Origin of the sequence: Streptomyces sp. NRRL F-5630 (genome assembly GCF_000719475.1) — a bacterium.
In the GTDB taxonomy this organism is placed as follows: domain Bacteria; phylum Actinomycetota; class Actinomycetes; order Streptomycetales; family Streptomycetaceae; genus Streptomyces.
Genome location: NZ_JOGO01000003.1, coordinates 153,984 through 171,429 on the forward strand (window position 1 = coordinate 153,984; position 17,446 = coordinate 171,429).

Below are 17,446 nucleotides of genomic sequence, written 5' to 3' on the forward strand. Positions count from 1 at the left end.
GCCGGTGCGTCCCCGGGCCCGGCGGACCGCGCAGCGGGTCCGGTACCTTCGGAGGTACACCCGTGCCCCAGGAGTCCGCCATGAGCGAAGCCCAATCCTCCCAGCCGCCCGAGGACGCCGCGGGCGACGCCTGGTCCGAGGCCTGCGCCGAGGACCTCGCCGCCGAGCGCGAGCGCCGTGCCCGCGAGGGGCGGGCCGAGACCGGTTCCGCCGCCGAGGAACTGCTGCGTCTCGCCGACACCCTCGCCGAGAAGCTGACCGGCTTCACCTCCCGCGCCGCGGGCCCCCTCCAGGGCGAGGCCGTGCGCCAGGTCGTCGGCCAGGCCCGCTCCTTCGTCGAGCCCGTCCTGGCCCGCAACCCCGAGGTGCTCGACCACCTCGCGGCGGCCGGCTCCGAACTCCTCGCCGCCTACCGCTCCGCGGTCACCGGGCAGGAGGCCCGCTGGACCCGCGAGAAGCCGTCCGAGGCGCCCGCCGGCGAGTCGCCGCGCAAGCGCCCGCCCGAGGAGGGCGACGGCGGCCGCGGGGAGCGCATCGACCTCGACTGACGGGCCCTCGCGTAAGGTTGGGCCCCAGCGGGGCTCGACCGAAAACTGAGGGACACATGGGACTCACCATCGGCGTCGACATCGGCGGTACCAAGATCGCGGCTGGAGTGGTGGACGAGGAGGGCACGATCCTCTCGACGTTCACCGTGCCCACACCGCCCACCGCCGAGGCCATCGTCGACGCGATCTCCAGCGCGGTCGCCGGGGCCAGCAAGGGACACGACATCGAGGCCGTGGGCATCGGCGCGGCCGGATACGTGGACGACAAACGGGCCACCGTCCTCTTCGCACCCAACATCCACTGGCGGCACGAGCCGCTGAAGGACAAGATCGAGAAGCGCGTCGGCCTCCCCGTCGTCGTCGAGAACGACGCGAACGCCGCCGCCTGGGGCGAGTACCGCTTCGGCGCCGGCCAGGGGCACGAGGACGTCATCTGCATCACCCTCGGCACCGGGCTCGGCGGCGGCATCATCGTCGGCAACAAGCTCCGGCGCGGACGCTTCGGCGTCGCCGCCGAGTTCGGCCACATCCGGGTCGTCCCCGACGGCCTCCTGTGCGGCTGCGGCAGCCAGGGCTGCTGGGAGCAGTACGCCTCCGGCCGCGCCCTCGTCCGCTACGCCAAGCAGCGCGCCCACGCGACCCCGGAGAACGCCGAGATCCTGCTCGGCTTCGGCGACGGCACGCCGGACGGCATCGAGGGCAAGCACATCAGCCAGGCCGCCCGCCAGGGCGACCCGGTCGCCATCGACTCCTTCCGCGAACTGGCCCGCTGGGCGGGGGCCGGGCTCGCCGACCTCGCCTCGCTCTTCGACCCCTCGGCCTTCATCGTCGGCGGCGGCGTCTCGGACGAGGGCGACCTCGTCCTCGACCCGATCCGCCGCTCCTTCCGGCGCTGGCTCATCGGCGGCGCCTGGCGCCCGCACGCCCAGGTGCTCGCCGCCCAGCTCGGCAACAAGGCAGGGCTCGTCGGCGCCGCCGACCTCGCCCGCCAGGGCTGACCCGCCGCCGCACGCACCGGCACCGTGCCGCCCCGCCCGCAGCGGGGCGGCACGGGTGCCCCGGGGTGCGCGATCTTGGCGCGGCCGGGGGTGGTTAGCCTGACCGCCATGAGCACCGCCGCGCCCCAGGGCCTGCCCGCGTCCCGTACCGAGGAGGACGGCTCGGCCGTCGTACGGGTCCTCAGCTACAACATCCGCTCGATGCGCGACGACACCGCCGCGCTCGGGCGGGTCATCCGCGCCTGCGAGCCCGATCTCGTCCTGATCCAGGAGGCCCCGCGCTTCTTCCGCTGGCGCAAGGCCCTCTCCCGCCTCGCCCGTTCCGCCGGGCTCGTGACCCTCGCGGGCGGCGCGACCGCCGCCGGGCCCGCCCTGCTCTGCTCGTTGCGGGCGACCGTCGAGCGGACCGAGGACGTGCTGCTGCCGCTCACCCCCGGGCTGCACCGGCGCGGCTTCTCGACGGCCGTCGTGCGGTTCGGTGCCGCGCGCCTCGGCGTCGTGAGCTGCCACCTGAGCCTCGCGAAGGACGAACGGCTCGCGCAGGCACGGCTGTTGACGGAGACGGTGGCCGGGCTGGGGGTCTCGCACGTCGTCGCGGGGGGCGACCTCAACGAGGGGCCGCGCGGGGCGGCGTTCCGGCACGTGGCGGCGACGCTGCGGGACGCGTTCGTCGCGCGGCCCTGGGGCGGGGAGTTCACCTCCACCGCCGAGGACCCGTACCAGCGGATCGACGCGGTGTTCGTGACGGAGGGGGTGGAGGTGCTCGGGTGCGGGGTGCCGGTGCCGGTGCTGGAGGGCGCGGAGGTGCGGCGGGCGTCTGACCACTTGCCGGTGCTGGCCGCGGTGCGGGTGCCGGCGGAGGGGTAGGCGCCCCTCGGCGGGGCGGGGCGCGCGGGGCTCCGCCCCGGACCCCGCTCCTCAAACGCCGGAGGGGCTGGGTTTGTGGGTGGTTGCGGGTGACCCGGTGGTCAGACCACCGCGCCTCTGCCCGGGTCGTCCTCGTCCTCGTCATCGCCCGCTCCCATGCGGATCACCAGGGTGACGAAGCCGCCCACGAAGCCGCCGATGCAGAGCGTCGCGAGCCACCAGGTCATGTCCCAGTCGAAGAGGACGGCCAGGAGGGTCAGGACCGGGCCGCCGATCACCGCGAGCCAGGCGAACTTCGCGGTCACGTCGGACTCGGGAAGCTGCGGGTCCGGCGGGACGAAGTGGCCCTCGTCCTCCTCCGCCGGGGTGTGGTCGCGCGGGCCCGGGGGCGGGCCGCCGCGGACGCCGGGCGCGAAGGCGACCGAGCCGCCGAGCGGTGTCCTCCCCGGGGGCTCCTCGTCCTCGCCCGGCTCCTCGGCGGGGGCGTCGCGCCGCTCGTTGCGCGATCTCGCCTCCAGGCCCGCCAGGTCGTCGACCGACTTGAAGGGCTTCGCGCCCGGCGGGTCGGCCGGCTCCTCGCCGTACCCCGCGACGATCGCCGCCCACGCCGCCTCCTCGTCGAGCGGGGGCACACCGCTCTCCTCCGGCTCCCTGCTCTCCTCGCGCTCCGCGCCGTTCTCAGCCACCGCTGGCCGTCCCTTCCTGGCCGACAAGGCCGACATGGGAGTACTCGGGGGCGATCCGGGCCACGAAGGACTCGCTCTCCGCGAAGATCCGGTCCGCGTCGTGGTCCAACGTCGCGACATGGTGGCTGTGTTCCAGGACCACCTCGGTGGTGTCCGCCGAGGAGACCCGCGCGAGCACGCGCGCCGAGTCGGCGGGCGGTACGACGTGGTCCGTGGCGCTGTGCAGGAGGAGCAGCGGCTGCGAGACGCGCGGCAGATCGCCGTCCACGATCCGGAAGAAGCGCCGCAGCGAGTGGGCGGCGTGCAGCGGGACCCGCGTGTACCCGGTCTCCTCGACGCCCTCCTTCGCGATGTCGCTGACGATCCCCCTCGTCGAGGGCAGGAGATGCCGCGCCACCGGCAGCGCGTGCGCGGCGAGACCGTGCACCTTGAGCGCCGGGTTCACCAGCACGAGGCCCGCGACCGCGTCGCCGTGCCGCTCGGCGAGCCGCAGCGCGAGCGCCCCGCCCATCGAGAGCCCCGCCACGAGCACCGTCGTGCACCGCTCGCGCAACTCCGCGAAGGCACGGTCCACCTCCGCGTACCAGTCCTCCCAGCCGGTGACCTGGAGGTCCTGCCAGCGGGTGCCGTGGCCGGGCAGCAGCGGCAGCGACACGCTCAGCCCGCGCGCCGCCAGGTACTCGGCCCACGACCGCAGCGACTGCGGACTCCCCGTGAAACCGTGGCACAACAGGACTCCGGTGGCACCGCCCTCGTGGCGGTAGGGCTCGGCTCCGGCGATGACCGGCACGACGGGCTCCTTCGGTGAGCGATCGGCGACGAACGGGAGAACGGACGGACGGAGCGGCGGGCGCGGGGGCCCGGACACCCGGCCCCGGACATGACCCGCACGCCCGGGGGAACAGGCACAGTACGGTGTCGCGGCGTATTTCACCGTACGCGACCGGACCGACACCGACCAGGGTCCCGGGCGGCCGGGAACGGCCGTGCGAGCACCCGGGCCGGTATGGTCGGCCACGACGGAGGACGGAAGGCGGACCGGTGATCTACAACGCGATGAAGCACTCCCTCGGTGCCTCGCTCAAGGTGGCGTTCCGGCCGTGGGTCGAGGGCATGGAGAACATCCCCGAGGAAGGCCCCGCGATCCTCGCGAGCAACCACCTCTCCTTCTCCGACTCCTTCTTCCTCCCCGCCGTCCTGGAACGCCGGGTGACCTTCATCGCGAAGGCCGAGTACTTCACCACCCCCGGGGTCAAGGGCAGGCTGACGGCCGCCTTCTTCAAGGGCGTCGGACAGCTCCCCGTGGACCGCTCGGGCGGACGCGGCGCGGGCGAGGCCGCGATCAAGAGCGGCCTCGACGTCCTCGCGCGCGGCGAACTCTTCGGCATCTACCCCGAGGGCACCCGTTCCCCCGACGGCCGCCTCTACCGCGGCAAGCCCGGCGGTCTCGCCCGCGTCGCCCTCGGCAGCGGCGCCCCCGTCATCCCCGTCGCCATGATCGACACCGAGAAGATCCAGCCCCCCGGCAAGGCCGTCCCCAAGCTCATGCGGCCCGGCATCCGCATCGGCAAGCCCCTCGACTTCAGCCGGTACGAGGGCATGGAGGGAGACCGCTTCATCCTCCGCGCCCTCACCGACGAGGTCATGTACGAGATCATGAAGCTCTCGGGCCAGGAGTACGTGGACATCTACGCCACCGCCGCCAAACGCCGGCTCGCGGAAGCGGCCAAGGCGGAGGCCGCGAAGAACGGCAAGCCGAAAGCGGCCTGAGCCCTTTCGCCGCGGACCGGCGGAACGCCTCGGCAGCCTGAACCCCTTTCGCCGCGGACCGGCGGAACCCCTCGGCGGGCGGCACCGTCTCCGCCTGCGGGCCCCTCTCGTAGGGTGCTCCCGGGGACCGGGAGCCGGGCCCGGTACGCACAGACGGGGGACAGGACGACATGGCCACGAGCGAGCCCGCGCGGCCGAAGGCGGCGAACCGTCTCGTCGAGCGCCCCCTGTGGCAGGCCCTCACCGCCTACCGCCTCCTCACCGCCCCGTACGCCTTCGCCCTCTTCCTCGTTGAGCGCGAGCACTTCGCCCGCCCCGCTGTCGCCTGGGCCTTCTACGCCGTCCTCCTTCCCTGGACGTTCCTCACCCTGCCGCGCGTGCGCGCGCGGGGCCGCTGCACGCGCCCCTTCCTCGTCGCCGACCTCCTCCTCGCCCTCACCGGCATCCTGCTCACGCCCCTCGCCGACGGCGCCGCGCGCGTCGCGAGCGGAGTGCCCACGCTGCCCTCCATATGGACGGCGGGCGCGGTCCTCGCCTGGGCGCTCAAGGGCGGCTGGCGCCCGGCGGCCGCCGCCTCGGTGCTCGTCGGCGTCGCGAACGTCGTGCAGCGCGGCGCGCCGAGCCCGAGCACCCTCCACAACGTGCTCCTCGTCTGCATCGCGGCGATCGCCATCGGGTACGTCGTCGAGGTCGCCCGCGCCTCCGAGCGCACCCTGGCCCGTGCCCTGGAGATCGAGTCGGCGACCCGCGAGCGCGAACGCCTCGCCCGCGACATCCACGACGGCGTGCTCCAGGTCCTCGCCATGGTGCAGCGGCGCGGCACCGCGCTCGGCGGCGAGGCGGCGGAGCTGGGCAGGCTCGCGGGCGAGCAGGAGACCGCCCTGCGCGCCCTCGTCCGGGGCGGGCCGCCGCCCGCCGCGCCACACCCCGGGAACCCGGGCGCCCCGCTCGACCTCATGGCGCTCCTCGCCCCGCTCGCGGACGCCCGTACGAGCCTCTCGGGCCCCGGCACCCCCGTGCCGCTCGCCGCGCACGCCGCCCGCGAGCTGACCGCGGCCGTCTCCGCCGCGCTCGACAACGTCGCCCGGCACGCGGGCGAGGAGGCGCGGGCCTGGCTGCTCGTCGAGGACGAGACGGACGCGGTGCTCGTGACCGTGCGGGACGACGGGCCCGGCATCCCCGAGGGCCGCCTCGCCGAAGCCGCCGGGCAGGGCCGCCTCGGCGTCGCGCAGTCGATCAGGGGCCGCCTCGCCGACCTCGGCGGCACCGCCACGCTCTTCTCGGTCCCGGGCCAGGGCACCGAGGTCGAACTGCGCCTGCCGCGCCCGCCCGAGAAGACGAACGACAGGAAGGACAGCGCCCGATGAACGCGCCCGCACAGCCCGTCCGCGTCATGGTCGTCGACGACCACCCGATGTGGCGGGACGCCGTCGCCCGCGACCTGGAGGCGGCCGGTTTCGCCCTCGTCGCCACCGCCGGGGACGGCCCGCAGGCCGTACGCCGCGCGACCGCTACCCGCCCCGACGTCCTCGTCCTGGACCTCAATCTGCCGGGCCTGCCCGGCGTCGAGGTGTGCAAGCGCCTCGTGCGGGAGCGGCCCGAGCTGCACGTCCTGGTGCTCTCGGCCTCCGGCGAGCACGCCGACGTCCTGGAGGCCGTGAAGTCCGGGGCCACCGGCTACCTCGTGAAGTCGGCGAGCACGGAGGAACTGATCGAGGCGGTGCGCCGGACGGCCGTCGGCGACGCCGTCTTCACCCCCGGCCTCGCCGGGCTCGTCCTCGGCGAGTACCGCAGGCTCGCGGCCGAACCGGAGCAGAAGGCACCCGGCGGGGGGCCGGAGACACCGCGGCTCACCGAGCGCGAGACGGAGGTGCTGCGGCTGGTGGCGAAGGGACTGAGCTACAAGCAGATCGCGGAGCGTCTCGTCATCTCGCACCGGACCGTGCAGAACCACGTGCAGAACACCTTGGGGAAATTGCAGCTGCACAACCGCGTGGAACTCGTCCGGTACGCGATCGAGCAGGGGCTCGACGACGCGGAGTGAGGCGGAAGGAACCGGGGAGACGCCGCTGACGCGGTGGGGCGGCGCGCCGCGAGCTGGACCGGGGCGGGCGGAGCGGCGTGGGCCGGGGCGCCGCCCCGGACCCCGCCCCTCACCCTTCCCCGCCCTTCAGCCGCGAGCCGCCCCGGTCGGGCTGGAGCGCCGACGGGCCGCAGAGCCGAGGACCCCCTCCACCAGCTCCCGCACCACTTCCACCCCTCGCAGGCTCAGGACCGACTCCGGGTGGAACTGGACGGACGCGAAGCCCGGACCGCGCAGCGCGTGGACCTCGCCGTTCGCCGGGTCGCGGCTCACCTCGATGCCGTGGGCCGCGAGTTCGGTGGCCGCCTCGTCGTCGCAGTGGGCGACGAAGCTGTTGTAGAAGCCGACCGTCTCGCGGCGGCCGAAGAGGCCGATCTCGGTCTGCGCGCCTTGGCAGGGGACCTCCTTGCGGACGATCCGCAGCCCGAGGCGCTCCGCGATCAGCTCGTGGCCCAGGCACACCCCGAGCACACCGTGCCGGTGCCCGGCGAGCAGCGCCTCCGCGAGCGCGCCGAGCCGCCGCATCCGCGGGTCCTCCCGGTCGGCCGGGTCGCCGGGGCCGGGGCCGAGCACGACCGGGCCCTCGTGGGCGAGCGCCGCCTCGCGCAGGCCCGGCTCGTCGTGCCGCCGCACGCGCACCTCGCAGCCCGTCGCGCGCAGCAGGTGCGCGAGCATCGCCGTGAACGTGTCCTCCGCGTCCACGACGAGCACCCGCGCCCCCGGCTCCCCGGCCGGTGCCTCCCGCAGCCGCAGCCAGAACGGCGCGAGCCCCGCCCGCCGCCCGTCGAGCGCGGCCCGCACCCGCGGATCGTCCGCGAGCCGCGGCGGCGCCGTGCCCGTGGCCCGCGCGGCGCCCTCGTCCCGTACGCCCAGCGCCGTCAGCACCCCCGCCGCCTTCGCGTGCGTCTCGGCGACCTCGCCGTACGGGTCCGAGCCGCGCACGAGGGTCGCGCCGACGCCGACGCGCAGCCGTCCCGCCCGGTCGATGTCGGCGGTGCGGATCAGGATGGGCGAGTCGAGCGTCTGCGCGCCCGAGGCGTCGCGGCCGAGGAGCGCGAGCGCGCCCGCGTAGTAGCCGCGTCCGTCCGGCTCGTGGCGCGCGATGACCCGGCAGGCGTTCTGCACGGGGGACCCGGTCACGGTCGCGGCGAACATCGTCTCGCACAGCACCTCGCGCGCGTCCAGCGTCGAGCGCCCCCGCAACTCGTACTCGGTGTGCGCGAGATGGGCCATCTCCTTCAGGCGCGGCCCGACGACGACCCCGCCGAGGTCGCCGACGGTCGCCATCATCTTCAGCTCCTCGTCCACCACCATCGACAGCTCCTCCGTCTCCTTCGCGTCCGCGAGGAAGCGCAGCAGGTCCTCGGCGTCCGGGCCCGCGGCCGGATAGCGGTACGTGCCGCTGATCGGGTTCATCACGACGGTCCCGCCCGTCATCCGCACGTGCGCCTCCGGGCTCGCGCCCACGAGCGTGCGCTCCCCGGTGTGCACGACGAAGGTCCAGTAGGCGCCCCGCTCGCCCACGAGCAGCCGCCGGAACAGGGCGAGCGCGTCCCGCCGCCCGAAGCCGGGGATCTCGGCCCGGTACGTACGGCGCACGACGAAGTTCGCGCCCTCGCCCGAGCCGATCTCGTCCCGCAGCACCCGGCCCACCGTCGCGGCGTAGGCGTCGTCGTCCTGGTCGAAGCCGTGGCCGACGATCCCGGGGCGGTGGGCGGGCAGCAGCGCCGTCACCTCGTCGAGCGGCAGCCGGTGCGTCTCCTCGGCGACGAGCACCGCGAGCGGCGTCCCGTCCTCGCGCACCTCGAAGCCCCGCTCCCTGATCTGCCCGAACGGCACGAGGGCGAGGACGGGGTGCGCGGCGTCCTCGTCAGGGATGTCCGCGAGCCGTTCCACCTCGCGCACCTGTCCGAGCAGTACCTCGACGGTGTCGGGCTCCAGGCCCGGAGTACGGCGCCGCAGCAGCGCGAAGGGCGGGGCGCCGGGGGCGGTGAGACGGGCGAGGACCTGGGCGGTGCTGGTCATCGGATTCCTTCCGGGGAGGACGGGAGCCGCTGAGGGCCCACCCCCGGAAACACCGAAGGCCGCCCTCGGGCGGCCTTCTCGCGACGTACGCGACAGAGGTGGACCGCTAGGGAGCGGACCACCACCAGGTGGAAAGAGTCGCGAACATGAGGGCGAGGGTACCCGAACAACCGGCGCGCGTCCGGACGACGGAACCGCCGTCTCACACCTCGGCCACCCCCTCGGCCGCGCATAAGGACCCCGTATGGTGGGCCGTGTGACCGTGAACGCTGATATTGACGCCCTCGCCACCAAGGCGAGCTGGCGAGACCTGCCCGCGGCGCAGCAGCCTACGTACCCCGATGCCGAGGCCCTGCGCGAAGTCGTCGCGGACCTTGAGTCGTATCCCCCGCTCGTCTTCGCCGGCGAGTGCGACGAGCTGCGCACCCGGATGGGAGCCGTCGCCCGCGGCGAGGCGTTCCTCCTCCAGGGCGGCGACTGCGCCGAGTCCTTCGACGCCGTGACCGCCGAGCACATCCGCGCCAAGCTCAAGACGATCCTCCAGATGGGCGCCGTCCTCACCTACGCGGCCTCCGTGCCCGTCGTGAAGGTCGGCCGGATCGCGGGCCAGTACTCCAAGCCCCGTTCGAAGGACACCGAGACCCGCGACGGCGTGACGCTCCCCAGCTACCGGGGCGACTCCGTCAACGGCTTCGACTTCACCGAGGCCGCGCGCGTCCCCGACCCGGACCGCCTGCGCCGCATGTACCACCACTCGGCGTCGACGCTGAACCTCGTGCGCGCCTTCACCACGGGCGGGTACGCGGACCTGCGCCAGGTGCACGCCTGGAACCAGGACTTCGTGCGCACCTCGGCCTCGGGCCAGCGCTACGAGCAGCTCGCCCGCGAGATCGACAACGCGCTGAACTTCATGCGGGCCTGCGGGACCGACCCCGAGGAGTTCCGCACCGTCGAGTTCTACTCCTCGCACGAGGCGCTGCTCATGGACTACGAGTCGGCGCTCACGCGCGTCGACTCGCGCACCGGGCGGCTCTACGACGTCTCGGCGCACATGGTGTGGATCGGTGAGCGCACCCGTCAGCTCGACGGCGCCCACATCGAGTTCGCCTCGAAGATCCGCAACCCCATCGGCGTCAAGCTCGGCCCCTCCACGACCCCGGAGGAGGCGCTCCAGTACATCGAGCGCCTCGACCCCGAGCGCGAGCCCGGCCGCCTCACCTTCGTCGTGCGCATGGGCGCGGACAAGATCCGCGACAAGCTCCCCACGCTCGTCGAGAAGGTCACCGCCTCGGGCGCCACGGTCGCCTGGGTCACCGACCCGATGCACGGCAACACCTTCGAGGCGGCCTCGGGCCACAAGACCCGCCGCTTCGACGACGTGCTCGACGAGGTCAAGGGATTCTTCGAGGTCCACAAGGAGCTGGGCACCCACCCCGGCGGCATCCACGTGGAACTGACCGGGGACGACGTCACCGAGTGCGTGGGCGGCGGCGACGAGATCTTCGTCGACGACCTCCACCAGCGCTACGAGACCGCCTGCGACCCGCGCCTGAACCGCAGCCAGTCGCTCGACCTCGCCTTCCTCGTCGCGGAGATGTACCGCTCGCAGTGAGGTACGCCGGATCGTAGGGCCGCCGAAGGGGCACGGATCGTCTGTGATCCGTGCCCCATCGGCGTATCCGGGGTTCCTCGCCGCGCTCCGGCAGGGTTAGGTTAGGTTTGCCTCAGCAGGACGGGTGGGTGGTCCCCCCGGCACGAGGAGGCGACCGGCCCGTACGGACCGGACGACCGGCGGTTTCGGCAGGAGGTGACCCGCGTGTACGTGTGCTCGTGCTTCGGCATCACGGAGGCGGACGTGCGCGCGCACGCGGAGGGCGGGGCCGTCACGCCCCGCAAGATCGCCTCCGCCTGCAAGGCCGGGACCGACTGCGGCGGTTGCGTCCGCCGCATCCAGGCCCTCCTCGGCCGGGGCACCTGCCCGCGCAGGGAGGCCGCCGACCGCGACGAGCCGGTGTTCCCGCCCGCACCGGCCCCGCTCCCCGTAGCGGTCGCGCTGCCGTCCCCGGCACCGGTCGCACGCCTCGACGACGCCGCCTGAGCCGTAGGGCCCGTACCGGCCGCGCCGCGTCAGTCCGTCTTGAAGCCGCTCGTGCCCGGCCCCGAGGGGTCCGGCTGCTCCTGCGAGATGACCGTCGACAGGTACAGCGCCTCGCCCAGCTTCTCGATGAGGTCGAGCTGGGTGTCCAGGTAGTCGATGTGGTGCTCCTCGTCCGCGAGGATCGCCTCGAAGACGTTCGCCGAGGTGATGTCGCCCTTGGCGCGCATCAGCTCGATCCCGCGCCGCAGCCGGTCGATCGCCTCGACCTCGATCTGCCGGTCGGCGCGGAACATCTCCGTCACCGTCTGCCCCACCGAGACGTGGAAGAGCCGCTGGTAGTTCGGCAGGCCGTCGAGGAGCAGGATGCGGTCCGTGAGGATCTCCGCGTGCCGCATCTCGTCGAAGGACTCGGCGCGCGTGTACTTCGCGAGCTTCGTCCACCCCTTGTGATCCTGCAGCTTGGCGTGGAGGAAGTACTGGTTGATCGCCGTCAGCTCAGCCGTGAGCTGCTCGTTGAGGAATTCGATGACCTCGGGGTCGCCCTGCATCGTCCGGGCTCCTTCCAGGAGTACGACTAGGCGGCGGGTACGTCGGGTGTCCGGCCTGCTACGGAACGCGCGCATCGTCGCATCACCGGTTCCGCGGAGTCCAGTAAGTGCACGCTTAGTCAGGTATGTCCCCGGCGTCTCCCGGGCCACGGCCGCCCGGTCGGCGGCAACCCGCCCGGTCTGTCAGGATGGATCGCATGGGCCAGGCGGAGAGCGAGAGAGACGGCCCGCCTTCCCCGGGCGGGACTTCCCCGGCGCGTCCTTCCCCGGAGGCGGGCAGGCTGCCGCCGGGACAGCGCCTTCAGCGCGGCTGGCCGGTCACCCACTACGGCCCGGTGCCGAAGTTCCGGCCCGAGCGCTGGGAGTTCCGCGTCTTCGGCGCGACGGCGGACGGGGAGAAGCGCGGCTGGAACCACGAGGAGTTCACCGCGCTCGGCTGGGCCACCGTCGAGGCCGACCTGCACTGCGTGACCCGGTTCAGCGTCCTCGGCGCCGAATGGGGCGGCATCCCGGCCCGTACGCTGCTCGACCTCGTACCGCCCGCTCCGCAGGCCACGCACGTCATGGTGTGGGCCGAGTACGGCTACAGCGCCAATCTGCGGCTCGCCGACTTCGCAGCCCCGCACACCGTCTTCGCCACCCACAAGGACGGCGAGCCCCTGACGGCCGAGCACGGTTACCCGGTGCGCCTCGTCGTCCCCCAGCTGTACGCCTGGAAGGGCCCGAAGTGGGTGCGCGGCGTGGAGTACATGACCGCCGACCGGCGCGGCTTCTGGGAGGAGCGGGGCTACCACAACATCGCGGACCCGTGGCGGGAGCAGCGGTACTCCTACCAGGAGGAGGCGGGGGACGGGCCGGGGCTGTGAACGCCCGGCCGTGCCGCTGCCTCAGCCGTGCCCTTCCGTCAGCCGTGCGTTCCGTCAGCCGCGCAGTTCCTTCAGGCGCGCCACGTCCGCCGCGTGCCCCTCGGGGCCGCCCGGCGTCTCGATGACCAGCGGCACGCCCGCCGTCGCCGGGTGGGCGCACAGCTCCGCGAAGGCCGCTGTGCCGATCGTGCCCGCGCCGATGTTCTCGTGCCGGTCCAGGTGCGAGCCGCAGCCCGCCTTCGAGTCGTTGGCGTGGACGAGCTTGAGCCTGCCCTCGCCGACCTCGTCCACGAGCAGGTCGAGCGTCTGCTTCGCACCGCCCGGGGCGCCGAGATCGTGCCCCGCCGCGTGCACGTGGCACGTGTCGAGGCACACGCCGAGCTTCGGGTGCGCGTCGAGCGCGGCCACGTACGGGCCCAGGTCCCCCGCCCGCGCGCACAGCGAGGCGCCCTGCCCGGCCGTCGGCTCCAGGAGCAGGTCCGGGTCCCCGGGGTCATCCAGCTCGTCGAGCAGCGGCAGCATCCGCTCGCGCACCTGCGCGAGCGCCACCGCACGCGTGCGGCCCCCGGTCGCCGAGCCCGTGTGCACGACGACGCCGAGCGCGCCGATGGCGCGGGCTCTGCGCAGTGAGTGCCGCAAGGAGACCACCGACTTCTCGACGGTGGCCTCGGTGTGGGAGCCGAAGTTGATGAGGTACGGCGCGTGCACGTACGCGCGCAGGCCCTCGTCGGCGCAGCGCGTACGGAACTCCTCGTCCTGCGCCGGGTCCCCGGGCCCCGTCGCCCAGCCGCGCGGATTGGCGACGAAGACCTGCACGGCCTCGGCACCGAGCGTGCGCGCGTAGGAGAGGCCGGTCTTCGCGAGGCCCCCGGCGACGGGGACGTGCGCGCCGACGGGATTGCGGGGGGTGGAGTTCACCGGTCCAGGGTGACACGGACCAGGGGCGTGGCTTTCGCCCGGGTCACGGCAGTGTGGGTACGCCGGAGTCGGCGGGCTCGCCGATCTCGGTCTCCGCGAAGCCCGGGTCGGGCGCGGGCGTCGGCGACCCCTCGGAGCTCGCTCCGGCCTCGGGGTCTTCCAGGTGCGGCGTCCCGCTCACCCCTCGCGCCGTCTCGATCTCCAGGTCGGCCGGCATCTCGACCACGCAGTCCTTCGCGTCGGGATGCCGCACGGCGCAGGGGTCGGCGGTGGCCGGTCGCACGGCGGTGCGCGCCGACTTCCCCTCGCTCGCCGGGCCGCCGTCCGGGGACGAGCAGGCGGTCGCGGCGACGCCCGCGCCCAGGACGAGGACAGCACTGACGGCGACGGTACGCAGACGCATGGTTCCCCCCACACGGAACGGCCTCTCCGGTGGAGGCCGAGAGGAGAAGTCTGCCCTGTGAGACAGGGGCACGGAGACCGATTTCGGTGAAGGAATCGTTCAGGTGTGCGTGCACGATTCCGGAGCGTCACCGCCGCCTGAGGGGCACCGCACCCGGAGTGCCACCGCCGCCTGAGCGGCACCGCGCCCGGACCCTCACCGCCCCCGGACCGTCACCGCACCCGGATCGTCACCGTGCTCCCGCGCGGTGCCGTGTCGCCCCCGCTCACCGACTGGTCCCACACGGTGTGCCCGAGGAACCAGCGGGAGACCTTCACCTCGAACCCGGCGTCCTCCAGGAGCCCCTTCGCCTCCTTCTCCTGCTTGCCCTCCACGTCCGGCACCTCCACGAGGTCGGGGCCCTTGGAGAGCGTCAGCGTCACCGTGTCGCCCGCCGCGAGCCGCTCGCCCGCGCCGGGGGACTGCTTCGCGACGGCGCCCTCGTCGGCGTCGGAGGAGAAGACCCGCGCGGAGGCGACCTTCACGTCGAGCCCCGCGTCGGACAGCTCCTCGCGCGCCTCCGCCTCGTCCTTGCCGCTCACATCCGGGACGTCCACGGGCGCGCCCCTGCTCACGGTGATCCGCACCGTCGCCCCGGCCTTCACGTTCTCGCCCGCCTGCGGCTCCGTGCCGATCACGGCGCCCTGGCTGACGTCCTGGTCGAAGCGCTTCGTGACGAGCCCCGGGTCGAGCCCGCGCCCGCGCAGGGCCGCGCGCGCCTCGGCGAGGGTCTTGCCGGTGAGCCGGGGGACGTCGACCGTGCGCGGGCCGAGCGAGACGGTGAGGGTGACCTCGCCGTGATCGCGGATGCGGGCGCCGGGGGCCGGGTCCGTGCCGAGCACGTTGCCGCGCGGCTCGGTAGCGCTGTAGCGGCCCTTGACGTCCTTGACCCGCAGCCCCGCCTTGTCGAGACGCCCCTTCGCCTCCTTCTCGCTCTTCGCGAGCACCCGCGGGACCTCGGTGAACTGCCCCGCGTTGACGTACCAGACCCCCGCGCCCCCGCACAGCACGACGGCGGCGACGACGAGCGCCGACCACAGCCGGCGCCGGGGCCGCCCCCCGCGCGCGGGCGGGGGCAGGACGCTCGTGTGCTGCACGTCCTCGGCCGCCGCTCCCGGGCGCGGCAGTGTCAGCGCGCGCGGCAGCACGCTCGTGCGGTCCTCGGCGTTGTCGTGCCCGCCCGCGCGCGCCGCCGGGGGCTCGGCGTCGAGCGCCTCCCGGCCGAGGTGCGCCGTCGCGTCCCGTACCGCCGCGAGGAGGGCCACCGCGTCGCGCGGACGCGCGGCCGGCTCGCGCGCGGTGGCGGCGGCCACGAGCGCGTCGAAGGCCGGGTCGAGGCCGGGGAAGAAACCGGAGGGGGCCGGGACGTCGGTGTTCAGGTGCTGGTAGAGGACCTGTGCGGGCGTGTCGCCGAGGTACGGCTTGCCGCCGGTCAGCATCTCGAAGAGCACGATGCCGCACGCGTACACGTCGGCGCGCTCGTCGACCGCGTCGTCGCTGATCTGCTCGGGCGCCAGGTACGAGACGGTGCCGAGGACGGCGCCCGTCGACTGCGAGGAGGTGCCCACCCCGCGCACGAGGCCGAAGTCCGCGACCTTGACCCGCCCGTCGTCTCCTATCAGGACGTTCTCCGGCTTCATGTCGCGGTGCACGAGGCCCGCGCGGTGCGCGGCGCCGAGCCCGGCGAGGACCGGCTCCAGGATGTCGAGCGCCGCACGCGGACTCAGCGCCCCGCGCTCGCGCAGCACGTCGCGGAGCGTGCAGCCGGACACGTACTCCATCGCCAGGTACACGGAGGCGCCGTCCGCGTTCTGGTCGAAGACGCTCACCACGTTCGGGTGGTCGAGCCGCGCCACCGACTTCGCCTCGCGGATGAACCGCTCGACGAACCCCGCGTCCGTCGCGAGCCGGGGGTGCATGACCTTGAGCGCGACCACCCGGTCCAGGCGCAGATCGACCGCGCGATGCACGGTCGACATACCCCCGGCCGCGATGAGCGCGTCCACCCGGTACCGCCCGTCGAGGACCTTCCCGACGAGCGAGGTGTTCTGATCGGCCGGCCTCGTGTCCACGCGGCGAGTCTACGGGGCCGCGCGGGGCCGTCCGGGGCGGCGGTGTCACACGGTGTCAGTGGCGGGTGGCACTGTGGTGGCGGTCACCGGGCGCGCTCGCCCGCCATCCCCCACGTGACCGGACGGAAGGATCTGGACATGAGCTGGGACGTGCTGGTGCTGCGGCTGCCCGAGGGCTGCGCCTCGGTGGAGGACCTGCCCGGCGGCGCCGCTGAGCTGCCGCTCGGCGCGCGCGCCGACGTGCTCGCCGCGCTCGCCGGGGCCGTGCCCGAGGCGGACCTCTCCGACCCGGCCTGGGGCGAGCTGGAGGGGCCCGGCTGGTCGATGGAGCTGAACATCGGGGACACGGACCCGGTCGACGCGGTCATGCTGCACGTACGCGGCGGCGGGGACGACGTGCTCCCCGTCGTGCTGCGCATCGCGGAGGCGCTCGGGGCGCGCGCCTGCGACCCGGCGGGCTGGGTGCTCACGGGGGCGGGGGACACCTCGGGGTGGCACGCCTTCCAGGAGTTCCGGGATCACCTGACGGGGGTGCGGAGCGGGAGATGAGGCGGGGCGGGGGCGGCGGTGGGGGAGGGGCGGTGTCGCGTGGCCGGGCCGCCCCGGGACCCGTACCCCGTAGGACGCGAGGCGCCGGGGGACAGGGTGACGACGCCGGGCGCCCCCGGAGCGGCTCAGCACGCAGGGCGCCCCGCGCTCTTCGCAGGACCCCGGGCGTTCCGAAGTCCCCTCAGAACGCCGGGCGTTCCGGGTCCAGCTCGGCGCGGCCCTCCATGGGCGACGACGCCTCGGCGAAGTGGCGGCGCGGGATGCGGCCCGCGCGACGGGCCAGGCGCCCCGCCTCCGTCGCGTGCCGCATGGCGTGCGCCATCAGCTCCGGCTCGCGCGCGCGGGTCACCGCCGAGGCGAGCATCACCGCCGCGCAGCCCAGCTCCATCGCGAGCGCCACGTCCGACGCCGTTCCGGCACCCGCGTCCAGGATCACGGGGACCCGAGCCCGCTCGGTGATGAGCTGGAAGTTGTGCGGATTGCGGATGCCGAGCCCGGAACCGATCGGCGAGCCGAGCGGCATGACGGCCGCGCAGCCCACGTCCTCCAGCTTCCGCGCGAGCACCGGGTCGTCGTTCGTGTAGGGGAGCACGGTGAACCCGTCGTCGACGAGGATCTCGGCCGCGTCGAGCAGCTCCACCGGATCGGGGAGGAGCGTGCGCTCGTCGGCGACGACCTCCAGCTTCACGAGGTCCGTGCCCAGCGCCTCGCGCGCCAGCCGCGCCGTCAGCACGGCCTCACCGGCCGTGTGGCAGCCCGCCGTGTTCGGCAGCACGCGAATGCCGAGCCGGTCGAGGACGGAGAGCACCGAACCCTGCGTACCCGGGTCCAGGCGGCGCATCGCGACCGTCGTCAGCTCCGTGCCCGAGGCGGTCAGCGCGCGCTCCAGGACGTCGAGGCTCGGCGCGCCGCCCGTGCCCATGATCAGGCGCGAGGAGTACGTGGTGCCGCCGAGGACGAAAGGATCGTCGGCCAT

Annotated in this window: 18 protein-coding genes; 10 read left to right on the top strand and 8 right to left on the bottom strand. The window is 74.2% G+C overall.

Annotation, left to right across the window (positions count from 1 at the left end; all coding sequences use genetic code 11):
- Window positions 1–80: 80 nt before the first annotated feature.
- From IF99_RS0101985 to IF99_RS0101995, 3 genes are all read left to right on the top strand, one after another.
- Entirely contained in the window at window positions 81–548 is a 468-nt protein-coding gene (locus tag IF99_RS0101985; RefSeq protein WP_030994523.1) for a DUF5304 family protein, read from the top strand.
- A 56-nt stretch (window positions 549–604) separates the two neighbouring features.
- A complete protein-coding gene (locus tag IF99_RS0101990) occupies window positions 605–1,546 on the top strand; it encodes an ROK family glucokinase (RefSeq protein ID WP_030994524.1) in 942 nt (313 codons plus the stop codon).
- Window positions 1,547–1,654: 108 nt separating this feature from the next.
- Entirely contained in the window at window positions 1,655–2,413 is a 759-nt protein-coding gene (locus IF99_RS0101995) for an endonuclease/exonuclease/phosphatase family protein (protein WP_030994525.1), read from the top strand.
- A gap of 101 nt (window positions 2,414–2,514) precedes the next feature.
- Here IF99_RS0101995 and IF99_RS0102000 read toward each other — a convergent pair whose 3' ends face one another.
- Complete coding sequence (locus tag IF99_RS0102000; RefSeq protein WP_030994526.1) at window positions 2,515–3,099, bottom strand: hypothetical protein; 585 nt, start codon at window positions 3,097–3,099, stop codon at window positions 2,515–2,517.
- Entirely contained in the window at window positions 3,092–3,889 is a 798-nt protein-coding gene (locus IF99_RS0102005) for an alpha/beta hydrolase (protein ID WP_030994527.1), read from the bottom strand. The genes IF99_RS0102000 and IF99_RS0102005 overlap by 8 nt, the downstream gene beginning before the upstream one ends.
- Window positions 3,890–4,140: 251 nt before the next feature.
- Here IF99_RS0102005 and IF99_RS0102010 point away from each other — a divergent pair, with 251 nt between their 5' ends.
- From IF99_RS0102010 to IF99_RS0102020, 3 genes are all read left to right on the top strand, one after another.
- Window positions 4,141–4,869, top strand: a complete 729-nt coding sequence (locus IF99_RS0102010; protein ID WP_030994528.1) for a lysophospholipid acyltransferase family protein — start codon at window positions 4,141–4,143, stop codon at window positions 4,867–4,869.
- 170 nt (window positions 4,870–5,039) lie between these two features.
- Window positions 5,040–6,236 (top strand): MacS family sensor histidine kinase, encoded by a 1,197-nt coding sequence (gene macS / locus IF99_RS0102015; protein WP_030994529.1) that lies wholly within the window; start codon window positions 5,040–5,042, stop codon window positions 6,234–6,236.
- Window positions 6,233–6,913, top strand: coding sequence for a response regulator (locus IF99_RS0102020; protein WP_030994530.1), 681 nt, complete (start codon window positions 6,233–6,235; stop codon window positions 6,911–6,913). Before macS ends, IF99_RS0102020 begins: the two co-directional genes overlap by 4 nt.
- Window positions 6,914–7,039: 126 nt before the next feature.
- On the opposite strand, the gene IF99_RS0102025 is transcribed toward IF99_RS0102020, so the two are convergent.
- The gene (locus IF99_RS0102025; RefSeq protein WP_030994531.1) at window positions 7,040–8,977 is read right to left on the bottom strand and encodes an anthranilate synthase family protein; all 1,938 of its coding nucleotides are present in this window, start codon (window positions 8,975–8,977) and stop codon (window positions 7,040–7,042) included.
- Between the two features lie 244 nt (window positions 8,978–9,221).
- On the opposite strand from IF99_RS0102025, the gene IF99_RS0102030 reads away from it, so the two are divergent.
- Window positions 9,222–10,589, top strand: coding sequence for a class II 3-deoxy-7-phosphoheptulonate synthase (locus tag IF99_RS0102030; RefSeq protein ID WP_030994532.1), 1,368 nt, complete (start codon window positions 9,222–9,224; stop codon window positions 10,587–10,589).
- 204 nt (window positions 10,590–10,793) lie between these two features.
- Window positions 10,794–11,075 (top strand): (2Fe-2S)-binding protein, encoded by a 282-nt coding sequence (locus IF99_RS0102035; protein ID WP_030994533.1) that lies wholly within the window; start codon window positions 10,794–10,796, stop codon window positions 11,073–11,075.
- Between the two features lie 29 nt (window positions 11,076–11,104).
- On the opposite strand, the gene bfr is transcribed toward IF99_RS0102035, so the two are convergent.
- Window positions 11,105–11,623, bottom strand: coding sequence for a bacterioferritin (gene bfr, locus IF99_RS0102040; RefSeq protein WP_030994534.1), 519 nt, complete (start codon window positions 11,621–11,623; stop codon window positions 11,105–11,107).
- Window positions 11,624–11,820: 197 nt separating this feature from the next.
- Between bfr and IF99_RS0102045 the strand changes: the two genes are divergently transcribed.
- Entirely contained in the window at window positions 11,821–12,489 is a 669-nt protein-coding gene (locus IF99_RS0102045; protein ID WP_030994535.1) for a molybdopterin-dependent oxidoreductase, read from the top strand.
- Between the two features lie 54 nt (window positions 12,490–12,543).
- Here the strand turns inward: IF99_RS0102045 and IF99_RS0102050 are convergent, their stop codons facing one another.
- The 3 genes from IF99_RS0102050 to pknB all read right to left on the bottom strand — a co-directional run bounded on the left by IF99_RS0102050 (window position 12,544) and on the right by pknB (window position 15,921).
- Complete coding sequence (locus IF99_RS0102050; protein ID WP_030994536.1) at window positions 12,544–13,407, bottom strand: deoxyribonuclease IV; 864 nt, start codon at window positions 13,405–13,407, stop codon at window positions 12,544–12,546.
- 43 nt (window positions 13,408–13,450) lie between these two features.
- Window positions 13,451–13,810: a hypothetical protein gene (locus tag IF99_RS0102055; protein WP_030994537.1), complete on the bottom strand. Its 360-nt coding sequence runs from the start codon at window positions 13,808–13,810 to the stop codon at window positions 13,451–13,453.
- 212 nt (window positions 13,811–14,022) lie between these two features.
- On the bottom strand, window positions 14,023–15,921 hold the full coding sequence (gene pknB, locus IF99_RS0102060) for a Stk1 family PASTA domain-containing Ser/Thr kinase (protein WP_030994538.1): 1,899 nt from the start codon (window positions 15,919–15,921) through the stop codon (window positions 14,023–14,025).
- A gap of 138 nt (window positions 15,922–16,059) precedes the next feature.
- On the opposite strand from pknB, the gene IF99_RS0102065 reads away from it, so the two are divergent.
- Window positions 16,060–16,470: a hypothetical protein gene (locus IF99_RS0102065; RefSeq protein ID WP_030994539.1), complete on the top strand. Its 411-nt coding sequence runs from the start codon at window positions 16,060–16,062 to the stop codon at window positions 16,468–16,470.
- 181 nt (window positions 16,471–16,651) lie between these two features.
- On the opposite strand, the gene IF99_RS0102070 is transcribed toward IF99_RS0102065, so the two are convergent.
- Complete coding sequence (locus IF99_RS0102070; RefSeq protein WP_030994540.1) at window positions 16,652–17,446, bottom strand: thiazole synthase; 795 nt, start codon at window positions 17,444–17,446, stop codon at window positions 16,652–16,654.

Bases quoted from the DNA above. Each gene is read 5' to 3' on its own strand.
- IF99_RS0101985 (WP_030994523.1), top strand. From the start codon at position 81: ATGAGCGAAGCCCAATCCTCCCAGCCGCCCGAGGACGCCGCGGGCGAC.
- IF99_RS0101990 (WP_030994524.1), top strand. From the start codon at position 605: ATGGGACTCACCATCGGCGTCGACATCGGCGGTACCAAGATCGCGGCT.
- IF99_RS0101995 (WP_030994525.1), top strand. From the start codon at position 1,655: ATGAGCACCGCCGCGCCCCAGGGCCTGCCCGCGTCCCGTACCGAGGAG.
- macS (WP_030994529.1), top strand. From the start codon at position 5,040: ATGGCCACGAGCGAGCCCGCGCGGCCGAAGGCGGCGAACCGTCTCGTC.
- IF99_RS0102020 (WP_030994530.1), top strand. From the start codon at position 6,233: ATGAACGCGCCCGCACAGCCCGTCCGCGTCATGGTCGTCGACGACCAC.
- IF99_RS0102025 (WP_030994531.1), bottom strand. From the start codon at position 8,977: ATGACCAGCACCGCCCAGGTCCTCGCCCGTCTCACCGCCCCCGGCGCC.
- IF99_RS0102030 (WP_030994532.1), top strand. From the start codon at position 9,222: ATGGTGGGCCGTGTGACCGTGAACGCTGATATTGACGCCCTCGCCACC.
- bfr (WP_030994534.1), bottom strand. From the start codon at position 11,623: ATGCAGGGCGACCCCGAGGTCATCGAATTCCTCAACGAGCAGCTCACG.
- IF99_RS0102045 (WP_030994535.1), top strand. From the start codon at position 11,821: ATGGGCCAGGCGGAGAGCGAGAGAGACGGCCCGCCTTCCCCGGGCGGG.
- IF99_RS0102055 (WP_030994537.1), bottom strand. From the start codon at position 13,810: ATGCGTCTGCGTACCGTCGCCGTCAGTGCTGTCCTCGTCCTGGGCGCG.
- IF99_RS0102065 (WP_030994539.1), top strand. From the start codon at position 16,060: ATGAGCTGGGACGTGCTGGTGCTGCGGCTGCCCGAGGGCTGCGCCTCG.
- IF99_RS0102070 (WP_030994540.1), bottom strand. From the start codon at position 17,446: ATGGCCGACGATCCTTTCGTCCTCGGCGGCACCACGTACTCCTCGCGC.